Annotated in this window: 15 protein-coding genes and 1 pseudogene; 5 read left to right on the top strand and 11 right to left on the bottom strand. The window is 68.7% G+C overall.

What is annotated here, in order from left to right; all coding sequences use genetic code 11:
* Positions 1-204: pseudogene (locus tag A5787_RS21925) on the bottom strand (NAD(P)H nitroreductase); the annotation flags it as partial.
* 278 nt (positions 205-482) lie between these two features.
* Between A5787_RS21925 and A5787_RS21920 the strand changes: the two are divergent.
* Positions 483-1,463, top strand: coding sequence for an NAD(P)H nitroreductase (locus tag A5787_RS21920; RefSeq protein WP_197507342.1), 981 nt, complete (start codon positions 483-485; stop codon positions 1,461-1,463).
* Positions 1,464-1,524: 61 nt separating this feature from the next.
* A complete protein-coding gene (locus A5787_RS21915; protein WP_066970915.1) occupies positions 1,525-1,959 on the top strand; it encodes a pyridoxamine 5'-phosphate oxidase family protein in 435 nt (144 codons plus the stop codon).
* A 97-nt stretch (positions 1,960-2,056) separates the two neighbouring features.
* Here the strand turns inward: A5787_RS21915 and A5787_RS21910 are convergent, their stop codons facing one another.
* The 7 genes from A5787_RS21910 to A5787_RS21880 all read right to left on the bottom strand — a co-directional run bounded on the left by A5787_RS21910 (position 2,057) and on the right by A5787_RS21880 (position 8,830).
* On the bottom strand, positions 2,057-2,521 hold the full coding sequence (locus tag A5787_RS21910) for a hydrogenase maturation protease (protein ID WP_066970913.1): 465 nt from the start codon (positions 2,519-2,521) through the stop codon (positions 2,057-2,059).
* Positions 2,518-3,810 carry a Ni/Fe hydrogenase subunit alpha gene (locus tag A5787_RS21905; RefSeq protein ID WP_066970911.1) on the bottom strand — a complete coding sequence of 431 codons (1,293 nt, stop codon included), beginning with the start codon at positions 3,808-3,810 and terminating at the stop codon, positions 2,518-2,520. Before A5787_RS21905 ends, A5787_RS21910 begins: the two co-directional genes overlap by 4 nt.
* Entirely contained in the window at positions 3,807-4,565 is a 759-nt protein-coding gene (locus A5787_RS21900) for an oxidoreductase (RefSeq protein ID WP_066970909.1), read from the bottom strand. The genes A5787_RS21905 and A5787_RS21900 overlap by 4 nt, the downstream gene beginning before the upstream one ends.
* The gene (locus A5787_RS21895) at positions 4,566-5,402 is read right to left on the bottom strand and encodes an FAD/NAD(P)-binding protein (RefSeq protein ID WP_066970907.1); all 837 of its coding nucleotides are present in this window, start codon (positions 5,400-5,402) and stop codon (positions 4,566-4,568) included.
* Positions 5,395-6,528, bottom strand: a complete 1,134-nt coding sequence (locus A5787_RS21890; protein ID WP_231994111.1) for a 4Fe-4S dicluster domain-containing protein — start codon at positions 6,526-6,528, stop codon at positions 5,395-5,397. Before A5787_RS21890 ends, A5787_RS21895 begins: the two co-directional genes overlap by 8 nt.
* Before the next feature lie 41 nt (positions 6,529-6,569).
* Positions 6,570-7,547: an NAD(P)H nitroreductase gene (locus tag A5787_RS21885; RefSeq protein ID WP_066970932.1), complete on the bottom strand. Its 978-nt coding sequence runs from the start codon at positions 7,545-7,547 to the stop codon at positions 6,570-6,572.
* A 110-nt stretch (positions 7,548-7,657) separates the two neighbouring features.
* Entirely contained in the window at positions 7,658-8,830 is a 1,173-nt protein-coding gene (locus A5787_RS21880) for a cation:proton antiporter (RefSeq protein ID WP_066970905.1), read from the bottom strand.
* A gap of 66 nt (positions 8,831-8,896) precedes the next feature.
* On the opposite strand from A5787_RS21880, the gene A5787_RS21875 reads away from it, so the two are divergent.
* Entirely contained in the window at positions 8,897-9,415 is a 519-nt protein-coding gene (locus A5787_RS21875) for a hemophore-related protein (RefSeq protein ID WP_369829152.1), read from the top strand.
* Positions 9,416-9,442: 27 nt separating this feature from the next.
* Positions 9,443-9,742 (top strand): hypothetical protein, encoded by a 300-nt coding sequence (locus A5787_RS21870; RefSeq protein ID WP_082977378.1) that lies wholly within the window; start codon positions 9,443-9,445, stop codon positions 9,740-9,742.
* A gap of 14 nt (positions 9,743-9,756) precedes the next feature.
* Here A5787_RS21870 and A5787_RS21865 read toward each other — a convergent pair whose 3' ends face one another.
* Positions 9,757-10,080: a hypothetical protein gene (locus tag A5787_RS21865; protein ID WP_066970899.1), complete on the bottom strand. Its 324-nt coding sequence runs from the start codon at positions 10,078-10,080 to the stop codon at positions 9,757-9,759.
* Positions 10,081-10,244: 164 nt separating this feature from the next.
* Between A5787_RS21865 and A5787_RS21860 the strand changes: the two genes are divergently transcribed.
* Positions 10,245-10,661, top strand: a complete 417-nt coding sequence (locus A5787_RS21860; protein WP_066970897.1) for a nuclear transport factor 2 family protein — start codon at positions 10,245-10,247, stop codon at positions 10,659-10,661.
* A gap of 106 nt (positions 10,662-10,767) precedes the next feature.
* Here the strand turns inward: A5787_RS21860 and A5787_RS21855 are convergent, their stop codons facing one another.
* Both A5787_RS21855 and A5787_RS21850 read right to left on the bottom strand, forming a co-directional pair.
* Entirely contained in the window at positions 10,768-11,262 is a 495-nt protein-coding gene (locus A5787_RS21855; protein ID WP_066970895.1) for a MarR family winged helix-turn-helix transcriptional regulator, read from the bottom strand.
* 32 nt (positions 11,263-11,294) lie between these two features.
* Positions 11,295-12,068, bottom strand: a complete 774-nt coding sequence (locus tag A5787_RS21850; protein WP_066970893.1) for an SDR family oxidoreductase — start codon at positions 12,066-12,068, stop codon at positions 11,295-11,297.
* Positions 12,069-12,121: the final 53 nt, after the last annotated feature.

The following is a 12,121-nucleotide window of genomic DNA, read 5'->3' as shown; positions in this document are numbered from 1 at the left end:
GTGATCGAGCGCGGCGCCACAGCTGAGGATCTCCTCCCGGCCGGAAGGGTCGGTGCCCGGGACCGTCCGGTCGCGGTCGACGAACAGTTGCAGAGCCCCGTCCCCGGCCACCCACCGCCACGGCTGGCTGTTGTGCACCGAAGGGGCCCGGCAGGCCAGCTGCACCGCCCTTTGCAGGGTCCGGGTGTCCGGCGTCGCGTTCATACCATCGACGGTAAGCGCCATCGGGGTCGGCGACCAGGGCCGTTCGTCCCGGCCGGCGGAGGCCATTCGGATGCCGAAGGGCCCACGGCGTTCTTTGCTCACTTTCCTCAAAGGTCGGCATGCCGGCGCACCTCGCTGACGGCGTTCAGGAACAACGCGCGCCCTGGACGTCCGGATGGTCGGCCCGGGCCCAATGACCTGCCGCAGGGGACCAAGGACCCTGGCGCGCGGTGCTCACATGCCCGAGGGTCGACGTGGGAAAGGAAGTGAGTGAGCGAATGACCCACACGATGGTGGACATCGGCGTGATCACCGGCGCGGTGGAACTGGCGTGCCGCGCTCCCTCCCTGCACAACATCCAGCCGTGGCGCTGGGTTGCGAGCGACACCAGCGTCGACCTGTTCCTCGACCCGGATCGAACCCTCACCGCGACCGATCGGTCGGGCCGCGAGGCGATGATCAGCTGTGGCGCCGCGCTCGATCACGCTCGGGTCGCCATGCTCGCCGCGGGTTGGGCCGCGGAGACCAAACGATTCCCCGACCCCAACGACCCGAACCAGCTCGCGACAATCGGATTCCATCCGGTCGAGCACGTCACGCGCGCGCAGCGCGACCGGGCCAACGCGATCCTGCACCGCCGGACCGACCGGCTTCCGATGGGAGAGCCGACCTATTGGAGCCTCTTCGAGCCCGTCCTGCGCAGCACGTTCGACGAGAGCGAGGTGACGCTTGACGTGCTCGCCGAGGACGCGCGACCCACGCTGGTGCAGGCCTCCCAGCTCACCGAGGCGCTGCGCCGCGACGACGCGTTCTATCACGCCGAACTTGAATGGTGGACTTCGCCGTTCGCGTCGCACGCGGGCGTGCCGCCCCGCGCGCTGTTGTCCGCTCAGGAAAGCGGCCGGGTGGACGTGGCGCGCGAATTCCCGGTCAGGGGCCGCGCGGATCGGCGTCCCGAGGTCGCGGTGGACTGGTCGAAGATCATGGTGCTCTCCACCCCGGGGGACACCCGGGCCGACGTGTTGCGCTGCGGTGAGGTGTTGTCGAACGTGTTGCTGGAGTGCACGATGGCATTCCTCGCGACCTGCACACTGACCCACCTGATCGAGCTGGACGAAAGCCGCGACATCGTGCGCGGCATGCTCGCTGGCGGCGGCCAGCCGCAGGTGCTGATCCGCGTCGGGATAGCGCCGCCGATGGAAGCCGTCCCCCCGCCCACCCCGCGGCGGGCGGCGGGCAACGTCCTGCAGATCCACTAGCTACACTTGCACGAACCGCCAAGTGGTTGAAGAACTTTGACCCATCGAAGAAGGGTGGCCGATGTCCGGGACCGATGATGTGGTGACCATCCTGCCGGTGCACGAATGCTGGGACCTGATGGGCGGTGTCACGCTGGGACGATTGGTCACCAGCGTGGACGGCCAGCCCGAGATCTTCCCCGTCAACTACGCCGTCCAGAACCGCACCGTGCTGTTTCGCACCGCGGAGGGCACCAAGCTGGTCAGCACCGCGATCAACAACCGCGTGCTGTTCGAGGTCGACGACCACAACGTCGCCGAGGGCTGGAGCGTCATCGTCAAGGGCAGGGCGCGCTCGCTGCGCACCAACGAGCAGATCGAAGAAGCCGAACGCGCGCAGCTGCTGCCGTGGACGTCGACCGAGAAGACCCACTACGTACGGGTGGTTCCCGAGGTGGTCACGGGCCGCCGGTTCCGGTTCGGCCCGCCGCTGCTGGGTAGCCGCGATCGCGCCTGAATCATCGCACCAGCTGTTGGGCGCATGCGTGCCCCGAGCCGAGCATGAGGCGATTGCCGTTTGCGGTATCACCGGCGCCACCACCAATGAAGCTCGCCTATCGGTCCGGCAGGATCTCGGCCAACGCCATGTTGACGACCTCGGCAACCGCGCGCGCGACGGGTGGAGTCAAGCCGGCGCCATGACCAGTGTCGGCGACCTCGACGGTGAGCAGCACCAGCTCACCGGGCACCCGACCGAGCGCGTCGCCCAGCGCGTGGGTGCGCACGAGATCGATGCCATGCGAACTCAAGCGGTCCCCCGCCGTGACGTCGCTCAGGGCGCAGCGCCGCACCCGGCCCGGCGCCGGCGGCCTGCCGACCGCCCCGTCGATCACCACCGCGAGGCCGGCACCCGACCACGCCTCGAGCAGGCTCATCGGTTCCATGATGTCGGTGACGACCCGAACCCCGTTGAGCCCCAGGCGGTCCAGCTGGTCCGCCACCACGATGCCGACACCGTCGTCTCGCCGGTAGCGATTGCCGAGGCCGATGACAACTGCGTCGACGATGCTATCCGTCATTCCCGCTGCACCGTCAGCTTCAGGAAGTGCGCCGAACACGAGATGCACGGGTCGTAGCTGCGAATCAACTGCTCGCACAACGCCGTCAGTGCGGCGTCATCGAGGGAGAGGTTGCCGGAAACCAGGCAGGCCAGGTCGGCCTCGATCGCCGCCTGGTTCTGGGAGGTCGGCGGGATGATCGTCGCCGCGGAAACCAGCCCGTCCTCGCCGATCCGGTACCCGTGATACAGCAGGCCGCGGGGCGCCTCGCTGACGCCGTGGCCGACGCCGGCCCGCGCCGGGACCTCGACGAACGGGCGCGACGGGCGCTGGTATTCGTCGATGATGCGCAGCGCCTCCTCCACCGCGTAGACCACCTCGACGGCGCGGACGACGATGCTGCGGAACGGGTTTCGGCATTCGCCCGACAGCCCGGCCTGGCCGGCGGCCTGCGCCGCGACGGGCGATAACGTCGACGAGTTCAGCGAGAACCGCGCCAGCGGCCCGGTCAGGTAGCGGCCTCCGTCGAGGGTCGCGTGCAGGGCCGTGGAGTAGGGCACCTGCGATTCGACGACGTGCTCGGTGAACTCGGCCACCGGAAACGGCGGGCCCGCGCTGCGCGCGATGGCACCGTCCTCGATCGGGTACCGGCCGGCCGCGGTGAGCGCCAGGAACTCGTGGTCGAGCTCGAGGTCGGGAAACTCGAACCCGGACACCCACTCGACGGTCGCGAGCGCGTTGTCCAGCGCGCGATGCAACTGCGCGGCGATAGGTTTGAAGTCCGAACGCGTTGGCACCGAATAGAATCCGCCCAGGCGCACGTTGACCGGGTGTATCGCGCGCCCGCCGACGAGTTCCATCAGCTGGTTGCCCGCCTTCTTCAGCGCCAGCCCGCGCTCGACGGCCTGCGCGTGGTCGCGCGCCATGCCGATGATGTCCGGGTAGCCGAGAAAGTCCGGCGCGTGCAGCAGGTAGATGTGCAGGACGTGGCTGTGGATCCATTCGCCGCAGTACAGCAGGCGCCGCAACGCGACGAGCTCGTCGTCCACCCGGACGCCGCAGGCGTCCTCGATCGCGTTGCAGGCGCTGACCTGATACGCGACCGGGCAGATGCCGCAGACCCGTGCGGTCAGGTCGGGCGGCTCGGTGTGGGCGCGCCCGCGCAGGAAGGCCTCGAAGAACCGCGGCGGCTCATAGATGTTGAGTTGCACGCTTTCCAGCGCACCGTCTTTCAGCGTGACGTGCAGCGCGCCTTCGCCTTCGACGCGCGTCAGCGTGCCGACGCTCAGGGTGCGGGTGGACTGGTTCACGCGTTGCCCCGCTCCGCGGCGAAGGTCGCGACGTTGAACGTCGAGAACACCCGGTCGACGTCGCCGTCGGACATCCCGTCGCGGCGCAGCAGCGGGATCAGCGTCGCGGTTTGCGGCACCGCCGACGGGCCGAAACAGCCGAAGCAGCCGCGATGGTGCCGGGGGCACAGCGCCCCGCAGCCCGCATGCGTCACCGGTCCGAGGCACGGGATGCCTTCGGAGACAACCACACACGTCACCCCGCGCAGCTTGCACTCGGTGCACACCGTCTTGGCCGGAATGCGGGGTTTGCGCCCGATCAGCAGCGCCGCGAGGGTATCGAGCAGCTGACCGCGGTCGATCGGGCAGCCCGGCAGCTGGTAGTCGACTTTGACATGGTCCGAGGCCGGCGTGGAGGTGGCCAGCGCGTCGACGTACTCGGGTTTGGCGTAGACGACGGACGCGAACTCGGCTACGTCGGCGAAGTTGCGCAGCGCCTGCACTCCGCCGGCCGTGGCGCACGCGCCGATGGTGACCAGAACCTTTGACTGCTCGCGGATTTCGCGGATGCGGTGCTCGTCGTGGCGGGTGGTGATCGAACCCTCGACCAGCGACACGTCGTAGGGTCCGCCGACCATCGCGCTGGAGGCCTCGGCGAACGTGGCGATCTGCACCTGGCCGGCCAGGGTGAGCAGCTCGTCCTCGCAGTCCAGCAGCGTCAGCTGACAGCCGTCGCAGGAGGCGAACTTCCACACGGCCAACGTGGTTGGGCCCATCTAAAGCTCCTTCACTCCCAGCAGCGGGCCGGCGACGTCGTAACCGACGACCGGGCCGTCGCGGCACAGCAGCAGCGGGCCCAGCTGGCAGTGACCGCACCAGCCCACCCCGCACTGCATGTTGCGTTCCAGCGATACCCGGATATCCCGGGCGGCAACGCCTTTCGCCAGCAGGGCCTCGGCGCCGAACCGCAGCATCGGCTCCGGCCCGCACAGGAACGCGGTGGTGCGGCCGGGGCTCAGCGCGAGCCGGCGCAGGGGCTCGGTGACCAGGCCGACCTCGCCGCTCCAGCCCTGGACCGGGACGTCGACCGTGACGTGCAGCGCGATTTGCGGGTCCTGGGCCCACTTTTCGAGCTGGTCGACGAACACGAAATCCGCCCGCGAGCGGGCGCCCACGACGAGGGTCACCTTGCCGTAGCGGGCCCGCCCCGCCAGCGCGCCCAGCACCGCCGGACGCAACGGGCACAGGCCCACGCCGCCGGCGACCAGGACCAGGTCCCGGCCCGCGGCTTCGTCCAGCCCCCAGGTGGTGCCGAACGGGCCGCGGACCCCGACGACGCTGCCCGGTTCGGCGTTGTGCAGCGCGCGGCTCACCGCCCCGACCGCCCGGATGGTGTGCGTGATCGAGCCGTCGGTCACCGACGGGTCGCCGCTGATCGAGATCGCGGCCTCGCCCACGCCGAACGCGTAGAGCATCATGAACTCCCCGGGTTGCGGGCTTCGCAGTGCAGCGCCGACGGGCTCGAGGCACAGGGTCGCCGAATCGGGGCTCTCCACCACGCGACTGCGCACCCGGTACGGGACGGGCGCCATGGCCGACACCGGCTCACTCATCGCCGGCCATCTTGTTCATCTCCGCGGTGATGTCGATGCCGGTGGGGCACCACGCGATGCACCGGCCGCAGCCCACGCAGCCCGACATGCCGAACTGGTCGTGCCAGGTACCCAGCTTGTGGGTCAGCCAATGCCGGTACCGCGAGGCGCCGGACTGGCGCACGCTGCCGCCGCCGTGCACGTAGGTGAAGTCGAATTCGAAGCACGACGACCATTCGCGCCAGCGCTCGGCGTGCTCACCGGTGAGGTCGCTGACGTCCTCGGTGCTGGTGCAAAAGCAGGTCGGGCACACCATCGTGCAGTTGCCGCACGTCAGGCAGCGGCTGGCGACCTCGTCCCACTGCGGCGATTCGCGGTTTCGGATCAACAGGTCCCGCAGATCGGTGTTCGGCATCTGGCGGCCCATCTTATGGGCAGCGGCCTCCACATCGTCACGCGCAGAAGCGATTTCATCGCCGCTGGCGTCCCGATGCGAAACCGCTGCCAGCACGTCGGCGCCCTCGGCGCTGCCGACGTCGACGAGGTATTCCGGCGCGTCACCCGCGAGGCGCTCCGTCAGCGCCAGGTCGTAACCCGGCCCGGCCGCGGGGCCGGTGCCCATCGACGCGCAGAAGCAGAGCCCGCCCGGCTCGGTGCAGTTCACCGCGACGACGAAGGCCCGCCGGCGGCGGCCGACGTAGGAGCCGTCCGGGTAGTCGGTGCGGCCGAGCACGCCGTCGAGCGTGGCGATGGCGGCCAGGTCGCACCCGCGCACACCCAGGAACGCGTAGCGCGGGGCTTCCGTTTCGGGGTCGTCGGTTTCGGGCTCGCCTGTCCCGTCCCGGGTGCCGGCCCACATCCGCTGTCGCGGCGGGTGCAGGAACCGTTTCCACGACTGCGGGCCGGCCGAGTGCCCGAACGCGGCGCCGTCGTCGCGGCGGCGCACGCGGTACTGTCCGGGCGCGACGTCGACACCCCAGCCGCGCGGCAGGTCGTCGGCCGATTCGAGTTCTGCGAGCACGATCGCGTTGTCCCGCAACGTCGGACCCACCACGCGGTAGCCCCGCTCGATCAGCACCTCGACGAGACGGTGCAGGCCAACCGTGTCGAACAACGAGACCTGATGGCCTACGGCGTCTCCGCTCACCGCCACATCATCCGCCTAACTCGCTCGCCTCGCTGCCGTCGTTACTCGGTGACCCATTCGACGAAGTCGGAAAGTTCGCGCCGCGGCGTCGCCGGCAACGGGTCGGCGTTGATCGGCGCCCAGCCCACCCGAAGCAGCATCTGCGGGTAATCGCCGCCGCCGAAGATGTCGGACCGAACCGACTCGCGCGTTTCGGGGATCTCCAGCGGTTCGGTGACGGGGCAACTGACCAGTCCCATCGACGTGGCGGTCAGGAGGACGACGCTGGTGGCCTCGCCGGCACGCAGCTGCGCCAGCCGGTCGTCGGTCCGCGTTCCCAGCGCGAGGACGACGGCACTGTCGTCGGAGGGCGCCGCGTCCGGCGCCATGGGCAGCGTGGGGCCGGCGAAGTATCGGCCCGGTATTTTCGCCGCGGGGTCGGGCGCCGGCGTGCTGTGGGCCGGAACCCCCGCGACCGAGGCGTAGCGCCCGCTCCATGCGGTGAGCTCCGCGAGGTAATCGCGATTCAGGTGCTCCGCGACGGATTCGGCGACGATCTTGTGCAGCTTGTCGAGGTCCTCGACTTGGCACAGCGTCACGCCGTTTCGGGCCGCCCGCGCGGCCATCAGCGCGATGTCGGCGATCGGCACCGGCCAGGAGCTGTAGTGGCGCCGGTCGGTGCGCCGCCGCGGTATCGCGGCGGCAAGCGCGATGTCGACGGCGTCGGCGGGGTACGGGGACAATTCGATCGACGCCAGGTGATTGGGGTCATCCGGGTTCGGCAACCGGGTCACCTTGGCGAGCCACCCAACGGCCGCCAACGCGGCGACGCAGTGATGCAGCGCGGTGCCGCAGCTCAGGATCAGGTCCCGGCCGTCCGGGTCGGTGTTGGGCAATTGCCGTTCGGCGTCGGCGTACAGATGCAGGCTCGCGGCGTCGACGCGCCACCGCCACGGTTGCGTGTTGTGCACCGAGGGTGCCCGAGACGCCAGAGTCAGGACGGTCCGGACTGTGCCGGCGTCCGGAAAGCGTGCGTTCATGGCGGTAGTTCCCTTCGGGTAAAGCAGCGTCACGCCATCCACCATCGCGCAGATACGACCGGTGAGACGAGAGCACGACGGCACTAGGCAAAAGGACTTTGTGCCAATCCCTAGGCCCCGGGTGGGGTGGGCTGCTGCGCCGTTACGCCCGCCTGGCGCCGCGCCGCCAGCGCCCCCGCGATGGATGTGCCGGCGATCGTGAGCAGGGCGCCGAACATCAGCGCCGACGCTTCGCCTTTCACCAGCAGGTGTCCTTGGGTCCCGATGGTGGCCGCGGCCACCGGCACCCCGAGTTGGGCGGCCGACAGCACCGCGAGCGTCAGCGGCTGGCCGAGCAGCCTTCCCGCGCAGTGCGCCAGCACGGCGCCCAGCCCCAGCCCGATGCCCAGCAGGATCAGCACCGGATGCGAACCCAACTCGCGCACTTGCAGCGAGGCGCCCAGCCAGACGAAGAACAGCGGGCTGAAAAACCCCTCGGTGATGCCGAACAACTGACGGGCCAGCCGATGCGGTTCGCCGACCAACGCGATCACCAAACCCAACGCGAACCCCGCCAGCATGATCGACACGTGGGTGTCGGCGGCCAGCGCCGCCAGGGTGAACAGCACGAGCAGGTTCGTCCGCAGTTCCAGCGCGAAGCGGCGGTCCTCGGAGTACTTGTGCAGGCGCCGACGCAGGCCCCTGCGGTCGGCCACGCGCAGCAGCAGGAACAGCCCCACCGCGCAGGCCGCGATCGCTAGCCCACCCAGCGCGGCGATCGGCGCGTGCTTCAGGTCAATCACCAACGGCAGCAACACAATACACGCGGCGTCGGCGATGGCGATCTGCACGGTCACCGACAGCACATCCGGTCCCTGCAGCCGCAGCGAATCGATCACCGGCAGAACCAGCGCCGCCGACGAGGAGGCCATCAGGACCGCGTACAGCGCCGCGTGGCCGGTGTCGAACGCGGCCGCGAGCCCGACGCCCAGGGCCGCCGCGACGGCACCGATCACGACCGCCCGCAGCAGCGCCCGCGGCGCCGCCGAGCGCAGCTTGGGATCGCGAACCGGAACGTGGGTGCCCACCACGAACATCACCAGCGCGAAGCCGATGTTCGCCAACAACTGGAAGGTCGGATTGGCGTCGTCGACGACGCCGAAACCGGTCTTGCCGACGATGAGGCCCACGGCCAGCTCGCCGATGATGACCGGGATTTGCAGGCGCGGAAGCGACGCCAGCAGCGGACCGGCGAAACCCACCGCGGTCAGCAGCGCCAGCGTGTGAAAGCCGAACCCGTGCACGTCAGCGGCCCTTCCGCGCGGTCAGCACCAAGACATTCTGCAGGCAGGTTCGCTATTGGCGTGGATATGGCCCGGAGAGTCTTAGGGACCATTTCCCCTGTTGACGGGCGCCAGAGTCTGCTTAACATGCCCCGGACGGCACCCGTCGTCGGTTGCAGTCAGGTTGATCACCGGACGAAGGAGCCCGCTATGTTCCTCCCACTCTCCTTCCCAAGCCGACTAATTGTCGGCGCTATCGGAGCGGGCGCGGTTGCCGGTGCACTGTCCTGCGCTACCGCGTCGTCGACCGCCGCGGCCGATACGCCGCCGCGGCCGGCCAATTGCACGGCTGGCGACGTGGCCGGTGTCGCGGCGGGCGTCGCGGCGTCGCTGTCGACCTACCTGTTCACGCACCCGGACGTGAACGGGTTCTACACCGGACTGCAGGATCGGCCCAAAGATCAGATCCGCGATGACGTGCAGAACTACTTCAACGCGAACCCGCAGGAGCAAGCCGATCTGGAGAACATCCGTCAGCCGCTGGTCGACGTCAAACAGCGCTGCCAGTGGACCCCGTTGGCCGGGGAGGCCGGCGCCACTCCCTAGGGGCGGTGCCGAGGAAAGGAGATGGCCATGAATCTTTGGGTGCGATCTTGGACTGCCGCGGGGATCACGGTGTTGGCCTTCACCGTGGTTCCCGAAATGTATGCCGTCGTGCGGCCCCCCGGTGTGGCCAACGCCGACGTCTGCGCGAGCGTCGGCCGGCGTGTTTCGGTGAGCGGATGCACCAACGTGGCCGACACAGTCGGCACCTACGCGCCACCGCCGGCCGACTATGCGCCACTGCCGCAGGACTTTCCGCCGCCGCCACCGCCGAACGTGAACGTCTGCGTCAATGCGGGCCGGCGAATCCAGGTGAGCGGCTGCACCTAGAAGCGCCGGCAGTACTAGCCCTCTGATTTGTCAGAGTCTTCAGACTCGTCGGAGTCCTCAGACTCGTCGGAGTCCTCAGACTCGTCGGACTTATCGGAGTCGTCGGAGTCGTCTGACTCGTCGGATTTGTCGGAGTCCTCAGACTCGTCGGACTTACCGGAGTCACCGGACTCGTCGACTTTGTCGGCGAACTTCCTCAAGAGCTCAGCTAGTGCGCGGGCCTCGTCGGGGGATAACGAGTCTTCGAACAACTGCTTGTCGCTGTCAGCAATGCGCTCAAGGCAAACCGCATTGCTCTTGATGCTGACGTCCCACCGGCCCTCCTCGTGACGAACCATGCGATCCCACCTTCCGATCAATGACCTGTTCCACACCTGACGCGCCGGGCTACTTCGTTACTTACCCATTTCTGCTGGAAGCGCAACGGCCAGTCGAATTGGGTTGGCAGTGATTGGCAGCGTGATGCGTCGAATTGGCACGCAGGGATGGCCATCGTTAAAGAGTGGACACGCGCTCCTGCCCTGAAGAGTTCGTCACCAAGTTCGCCGACTTCTGGCGCCACCCGTCACCTCGACGGTTACCCGAACTCCTGCACCACAATGTTGTCCTGGTACAGCCGCTCGCTGCTCCCATGATTGGGATCGCAGCCGCGCAAGCACAGTTCCACCGCATCTGGTCCTGCCTCCCCGACCTACGCGCCGACGTCGACCGATGGTGCGGCGACGGGAACCTGGTGTTCATTGAGTTCCGACTTCACGCTCGTGTCGGAGGCAAGGTCATCGAATGGCCCACCGTGAACCGACTCGTCCTGCAGGACGGCAAGGCGATCGAACGCGTCACCTACTTCGATCCACTAGCGATCCTGCCGACGCTCCTTCGACACCCGGCAATATGGTGGCGATGGTGGTGCGCCCGGTGACGAACGCGGCTAGTGACGTGGCGGCGTTGGTGCTGCGATCATCAGCGACTCGTGCAGCAGCCCATCGGGATCGACCGACCAGTCAGCGTCCGCGCCTCGTTCGCCATCAGTTGGCGCCGGCGTGGCGACCGCGCGGCGCGGCGGAGCGGGGGGGCCGAGAACGCATGTGGTCGCGGGCGCGGCTCATCACCTCACCAAGGGTGCGTACGTCCCGATCGGAGAGCGAGTCGAACAGGAGCTCGCGCACCACCTCGATGTGGCCGGGCAAGACCTTGGCGACGCGGGCGCGGCCCTGCTTGGTGATGCTGACGACCGTGGCGCGCTGGTCGTCGGGCGAGGCAGCGCGCGTGATGAGGCCTTCCTTTTCCAACAGCCCGGCCTGGTGAGTCAGGCCGGAGCGGCTGTACACCACGCCGTCGGCCAGGTCGGTCATGGTGAGCGGGTGCTTCGCGTCGGCAAGTTTGGCCAGAATCTCGAATTGCACGTAACTCAGATTTCCGTCGGCCTGCAGCTGCTGCCGCACCTCGTACTGCAGCAGGCTGACCGCCTCCATCAAGGCGAAGTAGGTCCGCAGCTGGACGGGGTTGAGCGCCTTGGCCATTCCTTGACCCTAGTGCTTCGACATCGAAGTGTTCAGCGGTACCGCGTGGCGGGTTCGGGGCTTTGCGCGCCAAAGGCGGCGAGGTCGGCTTGGAACACGGCGTCCAACAGGCTCGCGTCCTCGACGCCGGGGGCGCAGACCGTCTCGCCCAACTGCAGGCCCCGCAGGCTGGCGGTGACGACGTCGTCGGCGCTCATCCGAGGCACCGCACCGAGGTCCATGTTCTGACGTTCGTGGAACTCGGTCGCCACCACCCCGGGGCACACCACCTGCACGACGACTCCGGTCCCTTCCAGCTCCGCACCGAGGGTCTGCGACATCGCGACGAGGTAGGCCAGGGTCCCCCCGTAGACGGCGCGGCGGGGCGGCTGGGAGTGCGGGGCGGGACCGCTGAAGGCGATCATGCCTGCCATGTTGATGATCGCGCCCGCGCCGCGCTCGAGCATCCCGGGGACCGCGGCGCGGGTAAGCATTGTGGGGGCAAGGACTTTCACGTTCACCAGTTCGACGGCCTTGCCCGCGGGCAGCTCGGCCAACGGCATGTAGTGCGCGACCCCGGCGTTGTTCACCAGCATCGTCAGCGGCTCGGCGGCGCAGATCTCGGCGACCCGGGCGACGTCGTCGCTGTTCGAAAGATCGGCGGCCGCGGTGCGTACGTTCACGTCCGGGTGGGCGCCGGCGAACTCGGCCAACCGCTCGGCTCGCCTGCCCACAATGATCAGGTCGTGGCCGTCGGCGGCGAGCCGTTCGGCGTATGCCCGGCCGATTCCGGAGGTGGCCCCCGTGACGAGTGCGAGTTTGCCCATGATGGGAGTTTCCTTTCGAGTGGGGCCGTCGCGGGCAACGGCCCCACCTCAAT

Origin of the sequence: Mycobacterium sp. 852002-50816_SCH5313054-b (assembly GCF_001667185.1) — a bacterium.
Classification (GTDB): Bacteria; Actinomycetota; Actinomycetes; order Mycobacteriales; family Mycobacteriaceae; genus Mycobacterium.
This window is presented reverse-complemented; position numbering and strand designations above follow the sequence as displayed.

Bases quoted from the DNA above. Each gene is read 5' to 3' on its own strand.
- A5787_RS21920 (WP_197507342.1), top strand. From the start codon at position 483: ATGACCCACACGATGGTGGACATCGGCGTGATCACCGGCGCGGTGGAA.
- A5787_RS21915 (WP_066970915.1), top strand. From the start codon at position 1,525: ATGTCCGGGACCGATGATGTGGTGACCATCCTGCCGGTGCACGAATGC.
- A5787_RS21910 (WP_066970913.1), bottom strand. From the start codon at position 2,521: ATGACGGATAGCATCGTCGACGCAGTTGTCATCGGCCTCGGCAATCGC.
- A5787_RS21900 (WP_066970909.1), bottom strand. From the start codon at position 4,565: ATGGGCCCAACCACGTTGGCCGTGTGGAAGTTCGCCTCCTGCGACGGC.
- A5787_RS21895 (WP_066970907.1), bottom strand. From the start codon at position 5,402: ATGAGTGAGCCGGTGTCGGCCATGGCGCCCGTCCCGTACCGGGTGCGC.
- A5787_RS21885 (WP_066970932.1), bottom strand. From the start codon at position 7,547: ATGAACGCACGCTTTCCGGACGCCGGCACAGTCCGGACCGTCCTGACT.
- A5787_RS21875 (WP_369829152.1), top strand. From the start codon at position 8,897: ATGGCCCGGAGAGTCTTAGGGACCATTTCCCCTGTTGACGGGCGCCAG.
- A5787_RS21870 (WP_082977378.1), top strand. From the start codon at position 9,443: ATGAATCTTTGGGTGCGATCTTGGACTGCCGCGGGGATCACGGTGTTG.
- A5787_RS21865 (WP_066970899.1), bottom strand. From the start codon at position 10,080: ATGGTTCGTCACGAGGAGGGCCGGTGGGACGTCAGCATCAAGAGCAAT.
- A5787_RS21855 (WP_066970895.1), bottom strand. From the start codon at position 11,262: ATGGCCAAGGCGCTCAACCCCGTCCAGCTGCGGACCTACTTCGCCTTG.
- A5787_RS21850 (WP_066970893.1), bottom strand. From the start codon at position 12,068: ATGGGCAAACTCGCACTCGTCACGGGGGCCACCTCCGGAATCGGCCGG.